The 19691-nt window shown below is 62.3% G+C and carries 15 protein-coding genes; 8 read left to right on the forward strand and 7 right to left on the reverse strand.

Annotated elements, in window-relative coordinates; all coding sequences use genetic code 11:
- Nucleotides 1–91: 91 nt before the first annotated feature.
- Both egtD and Q0072_RS01095 read left to right on the forward strand, forming a co-directional pair.
- Nucleotides 92–1381: an L-histidine N(alpha)-methyltransferase gene (egtD, locus tag Q0072_RS01090; RefSeq protein ID WP_298324556.1), complete on the forward strand. Its 1290-nt coding sequence runs from the start codon at nucleotides 92–94 to the stop codon at nucleotides 1379–1381.
- Nucleotides 1382–1527: 146 nt separating this feature from the next.
- Nucleotides 1528–1977, forward strand: coding sequence for an NUDIX hydrolase (locus Q0072_RS01095; RefSeq protein WP_298324499.1), 450 nt, complete (start codon nucleotides 1528–1530; stop codon nucleotides 1975–1977).
- Here Q0072_RS01095 and Q0072_RS01100 read toward each other — a convergent pair whose 3' ends face one another.
- Both Q0072_RS01100 and Q0072_RS01105 read right to left on the reverse strand, forming a co-directional pair.
- A complete protein-coding gene (locus Q0072_RS01100; RefSeq protein ID WP_013479369.1) occupies nucleotides 1978–2394 on the reverse strand; it encodes an Rrf2 family transcriptional regulator in 417 nt (138 codons plus the stop codon).
- A 92-nt stretch (nucleotides 2395–2486) separates the two neighbouring features.
- On the reverse strand, nucleotides 2487–3665 hold the full coding sequence (locus tag Q0072_RS01105; RefSeq protein WP_298324503.1) for a patatin-like phospholipase family protein: 1179 nt from the start codon (nucleotides 3663–3665) through the stop codon (nucleotides 2487–2489).
- Between the two features lie 217 nt (nucleotides 3666–3882).
- Between Q0072_RS01105 and Q0072_RS01110 the strand changes: the two genes are divergently transcribed.
- Nucleotides 3883–4548, forward strand: coding sequence for a hypothetical protein (locus Q0072_RS01110; protein WP_298324506.1), 666 nt, complete (start codon nucleotides 3883–3885; stop codon nucleotides 4546–4548).
- 60 nt (nucleotides 4549–4608) lie between these two features.
- On the opposite strand, the gene Q0072_RS01115 is transcribed toward Q0072_RS01110, so the two are convergent.
- The 3 genes from Q0072_RS01115 to Q0072_RS01125 form a co-directional block, all read right to left on the reverse strand.
- Nucleotides 4609–5481: an SIMPL domain-containing protein gene (locus Q0072_RS01115; protein ID WP_298324509.1), complete on the reverse strand. Its 873-nt coding sequence runs from the start codon at nucleotides 5479–5481 to the stop codon at nucleotides 4609–4611.
- Nucleotides 5481–6359 carry an SIMPL domain-containing protein gene (locus Q0072_RS01120; protein WP_298324514.1) on the reverse strand — a complete coding sequence of 293 codons (879 nt, stop codon included), beginning with the start codon at nucleotides 6357–6359 and terminating at the stop codon, nucleotides 5481–5483. Before Q0072_RS01120 ends, Q0072_RS01115 begins: the two co-directional genes overlap by 1 nt.
- Before the next feature lie 81 nt (nucleotides 6360–6440).
- Complete coding sequence (locus tag Q0072_RS01125; protein ID WP_298324517.1) at nucleotides 6441–9740, reverse strand: DUF2126 domain-containing protein; 3300 nt, start codon at nucleotides 9738–9740, stop codon at nucleotides 6441–6443.
- A gap of 348 nt (nucleotides 9741–10088) precedes the next feature.
- Here Q0072_RS01125 and Q0072_RS01130 point away from each other — a divergent pair, with 348 nt between their 5' ends.
- From Q0072_RS01130 to Q0072_RS01150, 5 genes are all read left to right on the forward strand, one after another.
- Complete coding sequence (locus tag Q0072_RS01130; RefSeq protein ID WP_013479376.1) at nucleotides 10089–12014, forward strand: class II glutamine amidotransferase; 1926 nt, start codon at nucleotides 10089–10091, stop codon at nucleotides 12012–12014.
- A gap of 260 nt (nucleotides 12015–12274) precedes the next feature.
- A complete protein-coding gene (locus tag Q0072_RS01135) occupies nucleotides 12275–13732 on the forward strand; it encodes a circularly permuted type 2 ATP-grasp protein (RefSeq protein ID WP_298324521.1) in 1458 nt (485 codons plus the stop codon).
- Between the two features lie 225 nt (nucleotides 13733–13957).
- Nucleotides 13958–14893, forward strand: coding sequence for an alpha-E domain-containing protein (locus tag Q0072_RS01140; RefSeq protein ID WP_298324524.1), 936 nt, complete (start codon nucleotides 13958–13960; stop codon nucleotides 14891–14893).
- Nucleotides 14894–14976: 83 nt separating this feature from the next.
- Nucleotides 14977–15954: a hypothetical protein gene (locus tag Q0072_RS01145; protein ID WP_298324527.1), complete on the forward strand. Its 978-nt coding sequence runs from the start codon at nucleotides 14977–14979 to the stop codon at nucleotides 15952–15954.
- Between the two features lie 271 nt (nucleotides 15955–16225).
- Entirely contained in the window at nucleotides 16226–17458 is a 1233-nt protein-coding gene (locus Q0072_RS01150; protein WP_298324530.1) for an ROK family transcriptional regulator, read from the forward strand.
- A gap of 125 nt (nucleotides 17459–17583) precedes the next feature.
- On the opposite strand, the gene Q0072_RS01155 is transcribed toward Q0072_RS01150, so the two are convergent.
- Together Q0072_RS01155 and Q0072_RS01160 are read right to left on the reverse strand one after the other, a co-directional pair.
- Nucleotides 17584–18093 carry a hypothetical protein gene (locus tag Q0072_RS01155; RefSeq protein ID WP_298324532.1) on the reverse strand — a complete coding sequence of 170 codons (510 nt, stop codon included), beginning with the start codon at nucleotides 18091–18093 and terminating at the stop codon, nucleotides 17584–17586.
- A 128-nt stretch (nucleotides 18094–18221) separates the two neighbouring features.
- Nucleotides 18222–19688 (reverse strand): carboxylesterase family protein, encoded by a 1467-nt coding sequence (locus Q0072_RS01160; RefSeq protein WP_298324534.1) that lies wholly within the window; start codon nucleotides 19686–19688, stop codon nucleotides 18222–18224.
- Between the last annotated feature and the right edge of the window lie 3 nt (nucleotides 19689–19691).

Below are 19691 nucleotides of genomic sequence, written 5' to 3' on the forward strand. Positions count from 1 at the left end.
ACAGACACCAGACGAGGCCTACCTGGGATCGGGAATAACGAGGCAAGCGGCATAATCACACCACAGACACAAGCTTAGCTAAGCCGCATTCCTGTCCGTAAAATGGGGCCCACCTCTCAGCTTCTATGAGGCCGATGCCTTTGCCCGCTGGGCCGGGGCGCGCCTGCCGACCGAGGCCGAATGGGAGGTTGCCGTGCGTCAGGGCTGCTTGCAGCAGGTCACGGACGTCGCTTGGCAATGGACGGCCAGCGCCTATCTTGGCTATCCGGGCTTTCGTCCGGGAGCGGGTGCCGTCGGTGAATATAATGGCAAGTTTATGAGCGGGCAGATGAGCCTGCGCGGCGGCAGCGCCTTCACGCCTGCCGGTCATGCGCGCGCCACCTATCGCAACTTCTTCGCGCCGGAAAAGCGCTGGGTGCGCGCGGGCCTGCGTCTGGCGCGCGATCACGCTCCGGCGGAGCGCGGCGATGAGGGCTTCGCCGCCGGTGTCATCGCCGGTCTGTCGGCAAAGCCCAAATCCCTGTCGCCCAAGTATTTTTACGATGCGGCGGGCTCCGACCTGTTCGAAGCCATCTGCCGCACGCCGGAATATTACCCCACGCGCACCGAAACGCGCCTGCTGCACGACATTGCCGATGCGCTGGTGGCGGGCTGGACCGCCGATACCGTGCTGGTCGAATTTGGCAGCGGGGCCAGCGACAAGACGCGGATTCTGCTCGATGCCTGCCCGGCCTTGCGCACCTATGTGCCCATCGACATCAGCCCGGACGCCCTGCACGCGGCGACGGCGCGGCTGCAAAGCGCCTATCCCCGGATGAATGTCGTGCCGCTGGTGGGTGATTTTACGCAGGCCCTGTCACGGCCCGAAACGCTGGAAAACAGGCCGTGCGTCGGCTTCTTCCCCGGCTCGACCATCGGCAATTTCAGCCCGGACGAAGCACGTGAGTTGCTGCGCGCCTTCCGTCACCTGCTGGGAACACAGGCGCAACTGATCGTCGGCGCCGATATGGTCAAGGACGAAGCGACGCTGCATGCCGCCTATGATGACGCGGCAGGCGTCACCGCGGCCTTCAATAAAAACCTGCTGGTGCGCATGAACCGCGAATTGCAGGGGGATTTCGACCTTGATGCCTTCGCGCATCTGACGGTGTGGAACGCTGAGCGCGCGCGCATCGAAATGCATCTGGTCAGCCGCCGCGATCACGTCGTGACCGTCGCCGGGCAGCGTTTCCGCTTTGCGGCGGGCGAACGTCTGCATACGGAAAATGCCCATAAGTTCACGCCGGAAAGTTTCGCCGCCCTATGCCATGACGCAGGATGGGCGGTCGCGCGTCAGTGGATCAGCCCGGCCCCGGCCTTTGGCGTTTTCGTCCTGTCCTGAACCCTTCCTCTTGTGGTGTGAATACCGCAACCGGCATCGCTCCGATGTCGGAACACCCGAATCTGTCCGAAGCCTATTGAGCTTTGACGCCGTGCGGCCTACACAGAAAATTGCACCGTATACGGACATTTTCAGGACCGCCCCGATTGGATGATCAGACACCGCCTTCGCCCGCAACTCAGTTTGGGGCCCTCCCCTTTCGCGAGACGCGCAACGGCGAGGTCGAGTTCCTGCTGATCACTTCACGCGGCAGCGGTCAGTGGATCATCCCCAAGGGCAAGCCCATTCCGGGCCTGACGCCAGCGGAAACCGCCGCGCGTGAAGCCTTTGAAGAGGCCGGCATTCTGGGTGAGGTCGATCCGCACCCCATCGGACGCTTTGCCTATACGAAGGATCAGGGCCAGCCCAATGCGCAGTTCATCCCCGCCGTCGAGGTGTTCGCCTTGCGGGTGACGCAGCAGCTGACGCTATGGCCGGAAATGGGTCAGCGCAGCATGGTGTGGCTGACGCCGGAACAGGCGCTGCACGCCATCGAAATCGAAGCCTTGCGCAAGATTGTGCGGCGCTTTGCCAAAGCCTTTACCAAAGGTGCGTAATCAGCCGCGCGGCAAGGGCTCGGCCAGGGTTGAGCTTTCGAGCACCCGCGCCATGGCATCGCGCGCCGCCAGCAGCACCAGGCGCAACTGGCAATCATCGGGCGTCGGGCAATCCTCACAGCGGGCATAGGCGGTGCGCGAGGCGCAGGGCGTCAACGCCAGCGGCCCGTCGATCAGGCGGATCAGGTCAGCCATACTGATCATATCGGACGGTCGCGCCAGCATGTAGCCACCCGAACGCCCGCGCTTCGACATCAGGAAGCCTTCGCGGCGCAGCTCAAGCAATATGCCTTCGAGAAAATGCAGCGGAGCCTTGATACGTTCGGCCAGTTCACCCGCCTGCACCGTCTGACCCTGGGGGATACGGGCCATTTCCTGCATGGCGCGGATGGCGTATTTGGCACGCTGAGACAACATGGCGGCGGGGTAACCTGTATTTTTATGTTCCGTCCCCGCCTATTAGCACGAACCGGGTTACGAAAGCCATAAGCCCTATATATCCGCTTTCATTACGACCGGGCGCGGTCTTCGGCCGCGAAATCATAGACGCGGATGCCGTCCTTTTCCGGCGGCGGCTGGCGCCAGACGCGGCGCTGCATGGCGCGTTCGGCGTCCATACGTCCTGAGGCCCAGTGCTCATTCATGGTCAGGCGCGAAAATTCGTAGTCTTTGGATTGGCCATGATCGCCGCCGCCCGAATTGATCAGGTGCACCAGCGAGACTCGGAAATGCGCGGCGCGCGCATAGCAGGCCGCGATAGACGGCTCAGCCTGCACCTCCGGCGACAGGCGCTCATACATGTGGCGGATGGCCTGACGCAGGCGATAGCGCTCCAGAAAGGCATCGGTATTGAGGCGCGTGCGGCTTGAATAGGTGATGTCCTTGACGCGGCCGTAGACTTCATCGAGCGTTTTGGGCACCTCACCGCGCGACGAAAACAGGTCCATCTGAAACACCAGGGTGTCACCATCCAGCCCCGCCGGCGCTTCGTGCAAGACATAGGTCAGGGGTGTGTTGGACACCACGCCGCCATCCCAGTAGGCTTCACCGTCAATAGTCACCGCCGGAAAGCCGGGCGGCAGGGCCCCGGACGCCATGATGTGTTCCGGGGTGATCTGCGTCGTGTGGCTGTCGAAATAGACCGAATTGCCGGTACGCACATTGACCGCCCCGACGCTCAGACGCACCTCGCCGCCGTTGAGGCGCTCGAAATCGACATGGCGCAGCAACGTCTCACGTAGCGGCGAAATATCGTAAAAGCTCGTTTCCGACGGCAGGGACCACGGCGCGAAAAACGGCGTCAGGGCGGCGGGGCGGAAAAAGCCCGGCACGCCGTTCAGCGCGCTCATATAGCCGCTCCATTGCCGGAAGGCGCTTTTCAGCCACGGATTAAAGCCACTCAGCGTATCGGCGGGGCTCTCAGAGGTGATCTGCGCCCAGAAGGACCGCAGTTTTTCGACGCGATCTTGCGGCGCATTCCCGGCAATAATAGCGGCATTGATCGCGCCGATCGACACCCCGGCCACCCAGTCTGGCCTGATCCCGCCGGCGTGCAGCACCTCATAGGCCCCGCCCTGATAGGAGCCGAGCGCCCCGCCTCCCTGAAGCACCAGCACCGTCTGATCATAGGCCGCGCCGGGGTGGGTCACGGCTTCGGCGGCGGCAAGATCGGGATGGCTTTGGTCCATGACAGGCAACTCCGCAACGGTCAGGCACTTACACGCACTTTATGAACCGGAATCCGGCCTCGCGCATCATTTTTACGACCGATCACACAAAGCTTGAGCGGAACGACTCGAAAGGGCGAAAACAAGGCCGGTTAAGGGTTTTGTTAAGCCTTATGGCTAAGCTGTGGCGTGCCGCCCCCGCATTTTCTGTTTCACGACCCGCAAAGGATACTGTCTCATGCGTCTTCCTGCCCTTCTCGCTGCCGTGGCGCTTGGCGCCCTCACCGCCACCACCGCCTCGGCCCAGAACAGCCCCCTCGCCGTCGATGTGCACGGCGGCACGACGGGCATCGGCATCGGCGCCCGTTACAAGCTCAACGATACCTTTGTGCTGCGCGCCGATTACGACTCGCTGAAGCACAGCGATGACTTCAATTCAGATGACGTTCAATATAACGGCGAGCTGGAGTTCAAGCCCTTCACCTTTGCCGTGGACGTCCACCCCTTCCGCAATTCGTTCTTTGTGTCTGGCGGTTATGTGACCGGGGACCGCAATGTGAAGCTCGACGCGCGCCCGACGGGCAACACCAATATCGGTGGCGTGCCCTTCACCCCGGCGCAGATCGGTACGCTGCGCGCCAATGCCGATATGGGCGATGGCGCCCCGTTCCTTGGCCTAGGCTTCGATAATACCTTCACCAAGGATGGCCGCTTTGGCTTGCGCGTGCTGGCCGGTGCGGTGCTGGGTGATGACCCCAGCGTGACCCTGACCTCGGACGGCACCTATGCCAATGACCCGGCCTATAAGACGGCGCTGGAAAAGGAACGTCAGGAGCTTCAAAACGACGTGAAGGACGCCAAGACCTGGCCCGTTCTGCAAGTCGGCCTGACGGTCAAGTTCTGATCGGGCTGAGTGACGGCTGATCCCATAAAAGAGAGGCGGTCCTTTGCGGGACCGCCTTTTTTAATTCAGATCATAAACCACGCAGGTCTGGGCCTGAACCCGATACAGCGGCGGCGTCTGAATAAAGGCATTTTCCGCCGCACGCGCTTCGAGTTGATAAAGCGGAGAGGGCGGCGGGGGCGGACCGGAAACCATCTGGGGTGGTCCTTTGTACTCAACACGCTGGCCCCTAATGGCAATATCCGCGTTCGCGTCGGGACGTCGCCCCAGAAGATCGGCGCGGCAGGCGCGACCTGACGGGTCGATCAGGCGGATGCCGCCAAGGGCGCTGCCCGTGGCCTCGACTGCGCCTTGCGCCCGTGCCGCCGCATCGCGTGTGGCCTCATTGCGCAACCGCTCACGCAAGGCATTATCCGACCTCAGAGAAAAGGCCACACGATCGACCTGCGTCGGGGCGGCGGCCAGAACCAGAGCATAGACCGGCTCCAGCACGGACATATCGCGCACCTCAACCCGCAGGGTCAGGGTGGCGTCATAGCCCCGGATCTTGTCGCCGCGCACGTTAGCGATTTGCCGCCCGTCCTTGTCGCGGTACGGCTCGTAAAAGGCCTGCACCGCGAAATCGGTAGTCACGCGCACCACCTCCGGCGGGCGCTGACGCAGGGCCGCGATCAGGGTTTCGGCCTGCGCAACCGCCTGACGCTGAGCCTCGCTGGCCGTCTTGCCCGTGCCCTTGAACCGCGCGGCGAAGGTGGCGCGATTGGCCTCCACCTCCGTCTCAGCATAGCCGGTCTGCGGCAGCACCGCCTGCTGCATCCACCACGGCGCGGCCTCGAAGCGGTCAGCGGTTTCCACCGACTTTACCGGCGGCGCGGCCTCGGCCCCGGCCGCCAGCAGCGGGAGGGCGCACAGGCCTATCCACAAGCGGCGCATCAGTTCAGCCCATAGACAACGCAGGCCTGAGCCGTCAGTTCATTCAGCGGCGGGGCCTGAATAAAGGCGTTCTGCGCGGCCTTGGCTTCGAGTTGCTCCACCGCACTGCCACGGGCCGACATCTCCATGACGGGCGCGGGCGGTGGTGGTGGCGGGGCCATCGCATAGGCCACGGTCGTCGCGTCATTATCCTGCCCGCCGCGCGGTTCACCCCGCGCCAGAATGTCGGTCTGACAGGCGCGGCCTGTGGGGTCGATCACCTTAACCGTCCCCAGCTTACCGCCCGCCGCTTCGGCGGCCTGACGCGCCCGACGCGCCGCATCCTTCACCGCCTCGTTATACAGCCAGGTCTTGGTGGCGTTATCGGGCTCCAGCGTAAAATAGACTGGCTGGGACGCGGTGGGCGAGGCCGCCAGCACCAGCGCATAGGCGCGTTCCAGCGTCCGCAGGTCATAGACCTTCACATCCAGCCCCATGCTGACCTGATAGGCTTCGATCTTGTCGCCGCGCTGGTTTTCGATGCGGTTGCCTTCCTTGTCGCGGTATTGCTCATAGAGGACGCGCATCGAGAAAGAGGTGTTGACGCGCACCGCGTCCTTACCCAGCTTTTTCAGCGCCTCAGTGAGCGCGCGCGTCTGGGCAACGGCCTTTTGCTGCGCCTCATCCGCCGTCTTACCCACCGCAAGGAAGGAGGCCGAAAAATTGGCGCGGTTGGCGTCGATTTCGGTGCGCACATAGCCCGTCTGGGTGATGACCGGGGTCTTCATCCACCACGGCGCGCGGTCGTAATCCGAGGCCTGATAATTATTGGTCGTCGTCTGAGCCAACGCCCCCCCGGCCACGGCCAGCAGAGCGACGGACAAAAGCATGGTGCGCATGGCAACCCTCCCCTTCGGTTTCAATGGAGAGACAATGCGCAGCGATTCCGGCCAGATCAAGGCCGGAAAAACGCCAGCCGCTCAGTCTTTTCGCCGCAGATCGAGCGTCATCGGATAGTCAGGATTGATATGCAGGGCCGGTACGCGCATGCGGCCCGGCGTATGGGTCGGGGCCTCAAAGCGCGACAGGCGGCGGCCTTCGGCCTCGTTTTCATTCAGCGGCAACTGCTCGTAATTGCGCCCGCCGGGGTGCATGACGTGATAACGACAGCCGCCGACCGAGCGTTCCAGCCGCGTGTCGATCACATCAAACTGTAGGGGCGTATTGACCGGCAGGTTGGGGTGCAGGCTCGACCACGGGGCCCAGGCCTTATAGCGCACACCGGCCACCTGAATATGGGCGTCGCGCGTCGGGTGCAGCGGCAGGCGACGACCGTTACAGGTCACAACGTGCTGATCGCCGACCGCACCCGACAGCACCACCTCCATGCGCTCGACCGAGGAATCGACACCGCGCGACGTGCCGCCGCCGGACGGCTCTTCGCCCATCACCGGCCACGGCTCCAGCCCGGCGCGCAGCTCCAGCGTCAGGCCGCCAATCTGCACGCTGCCCAGTGACGGGAAGCGGAAATCGAAGAAGGGGATGAACCAGTCGCGGCTGAAGGCATAGCCATGGCTTTTCAGGAAATCGAGCACCTCATGGAGGTCTTCACGCACCTGATGGCCCAGCAGGAAGCGGTCATGCAATTGCGTACCCCAGCGCACCAGCCGTCCCGTATAGGGCTTTTTCCAGAAGACGGCGATCAGGGCGCGGATCAGCAGGGCCTGAATGAGGTTCATCTGCGGGTGCGGCGACATTTCAAAGCCGCGCATTTCCAGAAGGCCCAGCCGCCCGCGGTCGGAATCCGGCGAATAGAGCTTGTCGATGCAGAATTCCGCCCGGTGCGTATTGCCGGTCAGATCGACCAGCAGGTTACGCAGCAGCCGGTCCACCAGCCACGGGGCCTGTTCCGCCTCGCCCTTAGGCAGGTTGGACAGGGCGATTTCCAGCTCATAGAGCGACTCGTGGCGCGCCTCGTCGATGCGCGGTGCCTGAGAGGTGGCCCCGATATACATCCCCGAAAACAGGTAGGACAGGCTGGGGTGGTTCTGCCAGAAGCGGATCATCGAGCCCAGCAGGTCCGGGCGGCGCAAAAACGGCGAATCCTCCGGCTTCTGTGCCCCCATGACGATGTGGTTGCCGCCGCCCGTGGCGACGCGCTTGCCGTCGATCAGGAACTTGTCGGCGACCAGCCGCGCCAGACGCGCCTCCTCATAGACGGTGGTGATGATGTCTTTCAGCTCATCCCAATGGCGCGCCGGCTGGATATTGACCTCGATGACGCCGGGGTCGGGCGTCACGCTCAGGGACTCGATGCGGTGGTCGCGCGGCGGGCCATAGCCCTCGATGACCACCGGCACCTTAAGATGCGAGGCCACCGCTTCGATGGCCGAAATCAGCTCGAAATAGTGCTCGGCATAGGCGGTCGGCGGCAGGAAGAGGAACAGCTTGCCATGCCGCACCTCAGCGCACAGGGCCGAGCGCACCAGACCGTTGGGCCCGGCCCAGCGCTTCGGGTCGCCTGCCGTACCTATGGCCTTGGCAAAGCGCGGCACCACAGTTTCGGCTTCCGGCAAGGCGTTGGTCGGCGCAAAGGGCGAGCGCGGCGGGAAGAGATGCGCGTCCACCTCAGTCTGATCGATAAACGGCAGCGCCCCCAGCGGCAGACGCAGACCCACCGGCGAGTCGCCGGGCAGCAGCATCATCTTCTCAGTGCGGAAACGCCACGGATTTGACATCCAGCCATCGAACTGCGCCGAATACTGTAAGGGCAGGACGAAACCCGTCGGCTTACCCAGATCGTTATCCAGCAGGGCCTGAAGCCGCTTGCGCTCGGTCGCCTCATAGACGTCAGCCTTCAGAATCTCGCCCTCAAGCGGCAGGCGCTGCTCCTTCCACAGGTGGTAGGGAATGTCCTCATAGGCGTCAATGACGAGGTCTTCATGCAGGCCCAGCGCCCCGGCCAGCGTGCGCAGGAAGGTACGCGCCGTCGCCTGCGGCTCATGCGCAGCGGCTTCCGGGTCGATCAGTAGGTCCGCATTGAGCCACAGCGGCTTGCCGTCAAGCCGCCAGAAGGCGTTCATCGCCCAGCGCGGCAGGATTTCGCCGGGATACCACTTGCCCTGCGCGTGCTGCGCCAGCGCGCCCCTGGCAAAGCGCGCCGACAGGCGTTTGAACAGGTCAAAACCCAGTTTCTTCTTGGTGTCAGACAGGGCCGTAAAATGCCATTCGTCGCCCGTGCGGTCATCCAGCGACACGAAGGTCGGCTCGCCGCCCATGGTCAGGCGCACATCCTGCGCCGTCAGGGCCTTATCGACCTTATGCCCCAAAGCGTCGATGCGCTGCCATTCACCGTCCGTATAGGGCTGGGTGACGCGGCGCGACTCATATATGCGCGTCACCCCCATCTCGTAGCTGAACTGCGACTGCGCCGGTTCGTGCGCCCCGGTGATCGGGGCCGCCGAGGTCGGATTGGGCGCGCAGCACAGCGGGATATGGCCTTCGCCGGTGAACATGCCCGACGTCGGATCAAGCCCGATCCAGCCGGCGCCCGGCAGATAGACCTCATACCACGCATGAAGATCTGTGACGTCCTCGCTGACGCCTGACGGGCCGTCCAGCGATTCGACATCGGCTTTCAACTGGATCGAATAGCCGGAGACAAAGCGCGTGGCGAACCCCTTATGGCGCAGGGCCTGACAGGCCAGCCACGCCATGTCGCGGCACGAGCCCTGAAGCAGGGTCAGGGTCTCGGCCGAGGTCTGCACCCCCGGCTCCATGCGCAGGGTGTAGTTGAGGTGCGAATTGACCTTCTGATTGAAGGCGACCAGAAAATCGACCGTCCCCCACGCTTCGCCCGTCGCCGGACTAAGGTCCGGCATGGCGCGCACAAAGTCCATCAGCAGGTCGTCGCGTTCCTTGATCTCCAGATAGGGCGTCAGCTCCTCTTTGAGCGACTCCGCATAGGTGAAAGGATAGTGGGTCGCCGTGTCTTCGAGGAAAAAATCGAACGGATTGAAGACCTTGATTTCAAGGACCAGATCGACCTCAACGCGGAACTGCGCCACCTTGTCCGGGAAGACAATGCGCGCCAGCCAGTTGCCGAACGGGTCCTGCTGCCAGTTGATGAAGTGGTTTTCCGGCTCGACCTTCAGGCGATAGGACTGCACATGGGCGCGGGTATGCGGGGCGGGCCGCAACCGGATGACCTGCGGCCCCATGCCGATCGGCCGCTCGTAACGATAGTCGGTAACGTGATGCAGCGCCGTCAGTATGGTCATTCAGGTCTCACTCTGTTTATACCTCCCCAACCTGTTGGAGAGGGGGACCGCACGAACCTGCGAAGCAGGTGAGATGCGGTGGTGGGGCCCGTCACGTTTCCGGCCTTGCAAACCTTGTACGCCACAAAGGCAGGACACCCCACTTCCTTTTACGTCGGAAATGGTCCCCCTCCCCGCGCAAGCGCCGGAGGTATGGAATGAGAACGAGCTTACGTCGGCTTTTCCCACAAAATCACGTCACAGAACTGTAACGAAGACAAAAAAAATGTGTAACTCTGATACGGCACGGCATATGGACAAGACCCGGCCAAGGCCGTTTAGTTTCCTGTGAGCGAGAAGGACCACCCGTTGTTCAGCGATATTTCGAGCGACATCTTTGCGTTTAGTTTCGACGGCTTAAGTTCGCCGCTCATCGACCTGAAGTTTCGCACCGGCCCGCAAAAGGGCGACCACACGCTCGGTTGGGGTCTGGCATGGTACCCGGCGGATAATAAGGCCGCAATGGTGGCCAAGGACCCGGCGGCCAAGGACACGGTGTCGCTCAAAGGCGCTATGAGCGACTGGGAAGGGTTCCGCTCGACCGTCTTCTTCTGCAAGGTGCGCGGCGCGGCCACGGGCTATACCCATCTGGAAACCCAGCCCTTTACCCGCTCCTTTGCCGGTCAGGACTGGGTGTTCATGCACAATGGCAACCTCGACAAGGAAGCCATCAAGAAGCTGCACCACAACAAGTCGATCTTTCTGGAGCCGCTGGGGCGCACCGATTCGGAGCTGGCTCTGGTCTTCCTGCTGGGCAAGATCGAGGATTACGGCGCGCGCACCCTGGCGGCCATCGACCACAACGTCCTTCTGAGCTGGTTCCTGCAACTGGATGATCTTGGCTCCGCCGACATGGCCATTTCTGATGGCGTGACGGTGGCGGTCTTCTACGGCTCCAAATCGCAGTCGAGCCTCTATTACAGCCGCATCAAGCCGCCACACGCCGCCGAAGGGTTTCAATCGGACGCCGCCTCCTTTGCGCTGAACAATCCGCGCGACACCTTCCGCACGGCGGTGGTCTTTGCCTCCTCGCCCTTCGCGTCGGGCAAGTGGACGCCGATGCAAGGCGGGCAACTGATTATCGCGCGGCGCGGCGCGGTCATCTGGACCAACAAGAAAGAAGCGCCGCCGAAATTGCCGGTCCCGCCGCAGCAGCCGGACCGCCCGTCGGCACTGGCGTCACCCATCCTTCAGGGCGGGCCGCTGGAGAAGATCACCGAACGCAACGCCCTGTTCGCCAGCGTGCAGGCCCAGTCTCAGCAGGCTTCGATCGTCGCCAAGCTGGCCAGCATGAGCCACGTGCAGTCGAACGTGATCAATGCCCGCTCGGTCACCCACGCCCCGGACGGCAGCCCCCTCACCTACCGGCTTTATGACGTGGTGCATTCGACGGAATATACCTATGAGAAGGCCGTTGAACATTCGACCCACACCTTCCGTCTGCTGCCGGTCGAGGATCAGCTTCAGGAGGTCATCCATTCGACCCTGACCATTTCGGCCGAGGGCGAGGATGTGCGTTTTGAGGACGTGTTCGGCAATCAGAACATCCACTATTCGATCATCAAGCCGTATAAGCAACTGACCGTCTCGTGCCGCTCACTGGTCAAGATCTTCGGGCAGGCCCCGGACGATTACGGCCCGGCCCAGCGTCAGGCGCGCTTCCCCATTTCGTGGATGCCGTGGCAGCTTCAGGTGATGGAGCCCTATCTGCTGCTGCTCGAAATGCCGGAAACGCAGATCGCCGAGCTTCTGGTCTATGCCCGCGCCTTCTCTGAGCGCAACGCCGGCCACGTCATGGACACGCTGAACGACATCAACCTGACCATCTACCGCGACTATCAGTACGTGCCCGGCTCGACCTCGTTTTCGACCACACCCTTTGACGTCTATGCCAATCGTAAAGGCGTCTGTCAGGACTTCGCCAACCTGTTCATCACGCTGGCGCGGCTTCTGGGCATCCCGGCGCGCTACCGCATGGGCTACATCTTCACCGGGGCCAATTACGAGAACAAGATTCAGTCCGACGCCAGCCACGCCTGGGCCGAGGTCTATATCCCCTATATCGGCTGGCGTGGGTTTGATCCGACCAATGGCTGCCTCGTGTCGCAGGACCATGTGCGCGTGGCGTGCGGGCGCAACTATCTCGATGCCACACCGACCTCCGGCACCATCTATCGCGGCGGCGGCAAGGAGGACCTGCGCGTGCAGGTGACGATGAACGAGGTGTATTTATGATCTCGTTTTCTTATGCCTACTCCCCCAGTTTACTGGGGGAGGTGGATTTTTCACCATCGGTGAAAAAGACGGTGGGGGGCTCGCTTAAGAGTTCACTGAACCCTGCTTACGGCGTCTTACGCCATCGAATGGTCCTCCGAACCGTACGATGGTTCCCCCCACCACCGCATCTCGCTCGCTTTGCGATCTCGTGCGGTCCCCCTCCCCAGTAAACTGGGGAGGTATGAAATTTAGCGAATTTAGCAAGGGGAGGCACCCGCGTGAGTCTGGAATCCTATAAAACCGAAGGGTTTTTCGACGAGCTGTTCGCCCGTGACGGCGTGCCGCATCCGGCCGCTGCCGGCCTTGTCGAACAGCTTGATGCGCTCAGCCGGGCCGACCTGAAACGCCGTCAAAAACAGGCCGAAGACATCCTTTATCAGTCTGGCAACACCTTCAACGTCTACGGCGACAAGAAGGGCACCGAAAAAATCCTGCCCTTTGACATCATTCCGCGCCTTGTGTCGGCGGCGGACTGGGCCAGGCTGGAGCGCGGCATCAATCAGCGTATCCGCGCCCTCAACCTGTTCATTCAGGACATCTATAACGATCAGAAGATTCTCAAGGACAAGGTGATCCCGGCGGAACTGATCTTTTCGTCGGCCTGCTATCTCAAGCCCTGCGAAGGCCTGTCGCCGCCCAAGGGCGTGTGGACACACATTTCGGGCACCGACTTCGTGCGCGATGGCGACGGCGAATTCTACGTTCTTGAGGACAATCTGCGCTGCCCGTCGGGCATTTCCTACGTGCTGGAAAACCGCGCCGTGCAAAAACGCATCCTGCCCAAGGCATTTCAGACCCTGAAGGTGCGCCCCGTCTCCAACTATGGCGACCACCTGTACAAGACGCTGAAATTCATTGCCCCCGAAGGCAAGGACGAGCCGAATATCGTCGTGCTGACGCCCGGCATCTATAACTCCGCCTATTTCGAGCATGCCTATCTGGCGCAGCAGATGGGCGTGCCCCTGTGCCAGAATTCCGACCTCGTGGTTGAAGACGACACGGTCTATATGCGCACGACTCAGGGTCTGAAACAGGTCGATGTCATCTATCGCCGCATCGACGATGAGTTCATCGACCCGCAGGTCTTCCGTAAGGATTCGCTGCTGGGCGTGCCTGGCATCATGAACGCCTATCGCAAGGGCAAGGTGGCACTGGCCAATGCACCGGGCACCGGCATAGCCGATGACAAGGCCGTCTATGCCTATGTGCCCAAGATCGTGAAATACTATCTGGGCGAAGAGGCCATCGCCCAGAACGTGCCCACCTATATCTGCGAGGACGACAAGGAGCGCGACTACGTTCTGGCCAATCTCGACAAGCTGGTGGTCAAGGCGGTGAACCTGTCGGGCGGCTACGGTATGCTGATCGGCCCCAAGAGCACCAAGGCGGAGCAGAAAGAATTTGCTGAAAAGATCAGGGCCAAGCCGCGCGATTATATCGCTCAGCCCACCCTGTCCCTGTCGCGCGCGCCGACCCTGATCGGCAATGGCATCGAAGGCCGCCATGTCGATTTTCGCCCCTATTCGCTGTTTGGCGAAGACGTCTTCACCCTGCCCGGCGGCCTGACGCGCGTAGCGCTCAAAAAAGGCTCGCTGGTCGTCAATTCGTCGCAGGGCGGCGGGTCAAAGGACACCTGGGTGCTGGGCGAAGAGAACTATTACGGAGTGGCGGAATGAGCGCTCTGTCAAAATCTATACCTCCCCAGCTTGCTGGGGAGGGGGACCGCGCCCGAAGGGCGGGGTGGTGGGGGCATTGTGCCGCGACCATAGCCCCCCACCGTCCCGGCGTCGCCGAGCCACCTCCCCCACAAGTGGGGGAGTACAAGATATGACGCCGCCCCGCCTTGCCCATTCGATCTACTGCCGTGGCAACCGCGGCCACCGCCGTTCAGGACCTTCCGCATGATGTTAAGCCGCGTTGCCAATTCAATCTACTGGATGTCGCGCTATCTGGAGCGCGCCGAAAACGTTGCGCGCTTCATCGACGTCAACACCCACCTGATGCTCGATCTGGGCCTGAGCGTCGAGGAGACGCAGTGGTATCCTTTGATCGCCACCTCCGGCGACGATGAGGATTTCAACAAGCGCTACGCCACCGCCGATGAGAAATCCATCGTGCGCTTCCTGACCTTTGATGACAAAAATCCCAACTCCATCCTGTCCTCCATCTACCGGGCGCGCGAAAACGCCCGCACAGTGCGCGAAGTGATCCCGGTCGAGGTATGGGAAAAGATCAACGAGCTTTACCATCTGACGCAGGCCCATAGCCGCAAGCGCTCGGTCGAAGCCCTGCAAGCCTATTATACCGAGGTGCGTCAGTCGGGCACCCACTTCGCCGGCATGATGATCAACGCCATGTCGCGCGGCGACGGCTGGCACTTTGCCCGCATGGGGCAGTTGCTGGAGCGCGCCGATAAAACAGCACGTCTGCTGGACGTGAAGTATTTTCTGCTTCTGCCGCGCGGTGAGCAGGTCGATAGCCCCTATGACAATGTGCAGTGGGGCGCGGTGCTGAAATCGGTCAATGCACTGGAAATGTACCGGCAGGAATACCATTCGATCAATTACCGCGACGTGGCGCAGTTCCTGCTGTTCTCAAAGCTGTTCCCGCGTTCGGTGCGCTTCTCGCTCGACTACGCCACCGTTTGCATGGAAGCCATCTGCGAGAAAAAACCGCACTGCGCCGCGCTCAACGACATGAAGGCCCTGCGCGCCCGTCTGATGGAGGCGGACGCCACCGCCCTTATCGCCTCAGGCCTGCATGAGTTCATCGACGAATATCAGCTGGGGCTGAACCGGCTCGATCAGTCCGTGTACGAAACCTTCTTCAAGGACTGAGCCCAGTCACAGAGTTGACCCAAAGTAGGGCCATAAAGACCGTAATTCAGGGGTCTGGTTCCTGAAAACGGGAAGGGCGAACCATGATCAGGGCGGTTGTCATCGCAGCCTGCATAACCGCAGGCGTAAGCGCGCCGGTTTGGGCCGACGCCCCCGGTGCGACACCGCCTCAGGTCGAGTATTACCAGCTCCGCCTGACCCTGCCGCCTGGTGCGGCCATGCGTCAGACGCTTAAGCGCACCACCGAAAGCGAAACTAACGGCAAGGTGATCCGCACGCGACTGGAGGCCGAATATCTCAGCCAGTTGTCGCGGCATCCGGACGGTTATCGCGTCGTCAAAACGCTGATAAACACCGATTTCAAGGTCGATGGCGCAGAGGCGGATGCGGAACGTCTGGAGCTGGAAAAGGTGATGCAGGCGGCCTCGGCCATCCGCGACATCACCTATATTGCCGATGAAAGCCTGACGCCGCTGCGCCTTGAAAACTGGCCACAACTGCGCAACCGCCTGAAGGCCGCCATGCGCCGTTCAGGGGCCATTGATGCGCGTGAAGGCGACGCCTTTGACGGCCTCTATGGCCCGATGACAGCCGAAACCGCTGCCGAGCAATTTCTGCCCGAAGATGCGCTTCTGGCCATTCCGCACAATCTGGGCCTCAGCCTTAACAACCCCTACCGGCTGGACTCGCTGATCAATGGCCCGTTCGGCGGTACGATCAGCGCGCGCGAAAGCCTGACCCTGACGGCGTGGGATGAGGCGGCGGGCGAAGCCGAAGTCCTCTATGAATCCGGCCCGACGCGTGAGGCGCTGGATGCCTATGCGCGCCGCATCCGTCCGGCGCTGGAGCAGGCCGCGGCACGCACCGCGCGTATCCGCAAGGCCGCCCCCGTCCCCGTCGGCGATATCCAGCTCGATATCGGGACCACCTGTCGTTACCGCATCAGCCTGAAGACCGGGCTGGTCAGCCGCGCCGAATGCCAGTCGGTGCGCGACATCCGTCAGGGCGACGGCCGCCGTCGTCACCGCGAAAACTGGGTGCTGGGCGAAACCGTCAAATAATACCGGTCTGGCCATTGCGTGAAATGGGTATGACATACGTCTTGTAAGACGGCGGGAAGCAGCCTAAACCTCTATAGGTCTGTCTGACGAAAGCCCTTTTTGCGTATAGGTGGCGCGCGTATTTCGGTGGCCATGCCGACCCTGTTTACCGCCTTATGCAATCGTTCCATAACAGGGTAAGGGACGAAGGGTTTTCATCGGATCGATCACTCACTTTGACACGCGTCGCGAGACGGCATCCGGGCGACTTAGCGCCTTACGGACACGAAACATGACCTTGGAAGCGTTTCCAGACGACACGCGTATGGCCCCCCGCAACGGCGCCTATGAGGAGGGCCTGTCGGGCACCAATCTCGAACGCGCGGGCGACCACAATCAGCGGGTCACGCTTCAGGCCATCCGCGCCCGCGGCCCCATCACGCGGGCCGATCTGGCCGATATCACCAGCCTGACCGCCCCGGCCATTGCCAATATTACGCGACGCCTGCTCAATGACGGCCTGATCCTGAAGGCCGGGCGTCTGACGGGCGGGCGCGGTCAGCCCGCCACGCAACTGGTGGTCAATCCGGACGGAGCGTTTTCGATTGGCCTCAACATCGATCGCGACCACATCACCGTCGTCGCCCTGGATTTCGTGGGTCAGGTGCGTTTTCGCATCAGCCGCGAAGTCCATTTCGCCATGCCTGACGAAGTGCGCGCTTTCGTGGCCGAAACGCTGAACACCCTGCGCCGCAAACGCCTGATCGACTTCGATCGTCTTATCGGTATGGGCATCGGGATGCCGGACGATCTGGGACGGGTGCGCCTGCCCAATCGTCCGGACGCCTATGGGGTGTGGTCTGAAATCGACGTACCGGCCCTCTTCGCAGGCCTGATTGACGCCCCGGCGGTCGTCGAAAACGATGCCGCTGCGGCGGCCATTGGCGAGATGCAGTTCGGCCACGGCCTGCAATCGCGCTCCTTCATCTATACGCTGATTTCCGCCGGTCTGGGCGGCGGCATGGTCATCAATGGCCACTACTTCCGCGGCGCGGATGGGCGATCCGGCGAAATCGGATTCCTGCCCATCCCCGGCGAAGTGGAGGCAGAGCGGACGCTTCAGGACGCGGTGTCTCTCTACGCCCTCTATGCCCGTCTGACCGCGCACGGTTTCGCGGCCAGCGTCCCCGCCGATCTCGAAAACCTGTCGCCGCAGGCGCAAAGCGTGGTGGATACGTGGCTGGATGACGCCGCGCAGCACCTCTACATGCCATTTCTGACGCTCAACTGCGCCCTGAACCCGGAAGCGCACTTTATCGGCGGACGGATGCCCGCCGCCATTATCGACGGCCTGTGCGACCGGCTGAATGCGCTCTATGCGCGCCTGTCCGACCGCCGTCTGCCGCCCATAGCGCCCGTGCGACGCGCCGCTCTGGCCATCGATGCCTGTGCCTGCGGGGCGGGCATCCTGCCGTTCAATGAGCGCTTCCTGCCGATCCGGGAAGCGCTCATGAAGTCGGCTTAATTATGTTAACGGCCGAAGATGCTGACCGCATCCGGCCGTTGAAACTCGAGACTGTCTCATATGTGTCAGCGACATGAGACAGTCTCGAAAGGCATACCCAGAGTCATTTCCAATGACTCTGGGCATTACTGAAGAATCACAAAATTGACGTAGAAGGGCTCAAGCGACTCCGCCGAAGCGTTGCGCAGTTCGATGGTGTCAAACTGACCGTCCTTCACCTTGAGATCCTTCAGCGGCACGTCATAACGCACCCACTTGCCTTTCAGCCCTTTCAGCGTCACCTGACTCTCATAGGCCTTTTCGCCCAGCCGCAGACGCAGTGACACCTCCTGCTTGCCCTTGGGGCCACCATGCACCAGAAGCGTAAGGGTCTTGAAATCCGGGCCGTTCAGCTTCTGCCAGGTCTGAAACGTAAAGACGTTCCAGGCGGCCATGGTGATTTCCACCGGCTTCTGATCTTCAAGCGGCACGGCGGGCGTTTGCTTGGCCCATCCGCCAATCCACCAGCCTTCCTTTATGCCATCGGCGTAGGCAAGCATGGGGCCTTTCTGGGCGCGCGCCACACCGGCGGCCATAAGCGCCAGCCCACTCGCCAGTCCTTTGGCCAAAAAGCCTTTGCGTGTCAGTTCTTTCATGGTGTCCTCCTCGATACGCCGGGTGTTCCGGTCTGGTATGAGCGCCTTTCGCAAGGCGCTTTAAATCAGAGCAAAATTTCGGTCCAACTTGACTGAAATACGCTCCGGGTACGCATACTGAAATCGATTTAAGGCGTGTCAAGCCACCCACATACAGGCCCACGCAAATGCTTCGCCACCTGTGGCCCGTTCGCCATAAGGCGCAGACTGCGGGCTTCGGCACCATAGGTCGGCCAGTCAGTGCCGGGCGTGCCGTCGCGGGCAAAGCGAACCCAGCGCGCGCCCAGATCGGGCCAGCCCGCACCCTCGCCCGCTGGCGGGCGGTTGAAGACAAAGGTCAGTTCGGAACCATGATGCACCGGCTGATCCGCCGGGCGATTGACCTCAAGCTGATAGAGCCACACCTGCCCGCCCTTCGCCGTGCGTTGCCGCGCCAGCCAGTCGGCCGGACAGCGGAAGCTAAGATCAGTGGCCAGCGTCAGATCGGGCGGCCCCAGAACCGGGTCCGGGCGGCGATAATATGGGGCAGCGGCCCCGGCACGCGGGCCAAAGGCGGCTTTCAGTTGGCTTTTCAGGGTGCCATGCAGGCCCAATTCGCGCGCCGATACGCCGATAATGACCGGAATATCCACCCCTTCACCGGCGCGGAACGCCGCTTGCGGGGCGCGCGGTAAAACCTTGCCGTCCACGGTCGGTTGAAGCCAGATAAAGCTGTCGTCGTCGATAGGCGCATCCAGCCGGTCGGCCGCTGCCTGCAAGGCGCGGGCATCGGCCCGGCGCAGATCAGCCAGCGCCGCCGCACTGTCGGGCTTGGCGACGCTGAACCCCTTGGCCAGAGTAGTCCCCAGCGCTTCGTTCTGCGCCAAAAGACGCGCAGGCAGGCCGAATTGCGGCGTGCCCGATTGCAGAATGGCTTTGTGAAACAGCCCCTTGGCGCCCGGTGCCGCCAGCAACAGGCCGACATCCTGCGCGCCGGCGCTGTGTCCGAACAGGGTGACATTCTGAGGATCGCCGCCAAAGGCCGCAATATGGTCGCGCACCCATGTCAGGGCGGCGATCTGATCCATCAGGGCGTAGTTGCCCGACGCCCCGCCCTGTTCGGCGCTGAGGGCCGGATGCGACAGGAAGCCAAACACCCCCAGACGATACTGGATCGATACCAGTACCACGCCCTGCGACGGCAGGGCCGAATGGATCGTGCCGGCGCCATCCCCGGCGCGATTGGCACCGCCGTGGATAAAGACCATGACCGGCAGGGGTTTGGCTGGCCTCAACTCAGGCGTGGCGACTTCCAGATAGAGGCAGTCTTCCGAAGCGCCCTGCGCGGCCTTTTCGTTCCAGCCATAGGACACCTGTGCGCAGGCGGGCGCGCTCTCAGTGGCGTCACGCACACCCGGCCATGTCTGCGGCGGACGCGGCGCGGTCCAGCGCGCTTCGGCGACCGGCGGCGCGGCAAAGGGGACGGCTTTAAAGCGGCTGATGCCGCCCTCGGACTGCCCGCGCAGATCACCCTGCGGCAGATGGATGACAGGCGCGTCCTGCGCCCGGACAGGCGTCGCCAGCAACAGGCCTAAGGCGAACATTATCCGCTTCATGCC

Source organism: Asticcacaulis sp. (genome assembly GCF_027484505.1).
In the GTDB taxonomy this organism is placed as follows: Bacteria; Pseudomonadota; Alphaproteobacteria; order Caulobacterales; family Caulobacteraceae; genus Asticcacaulis.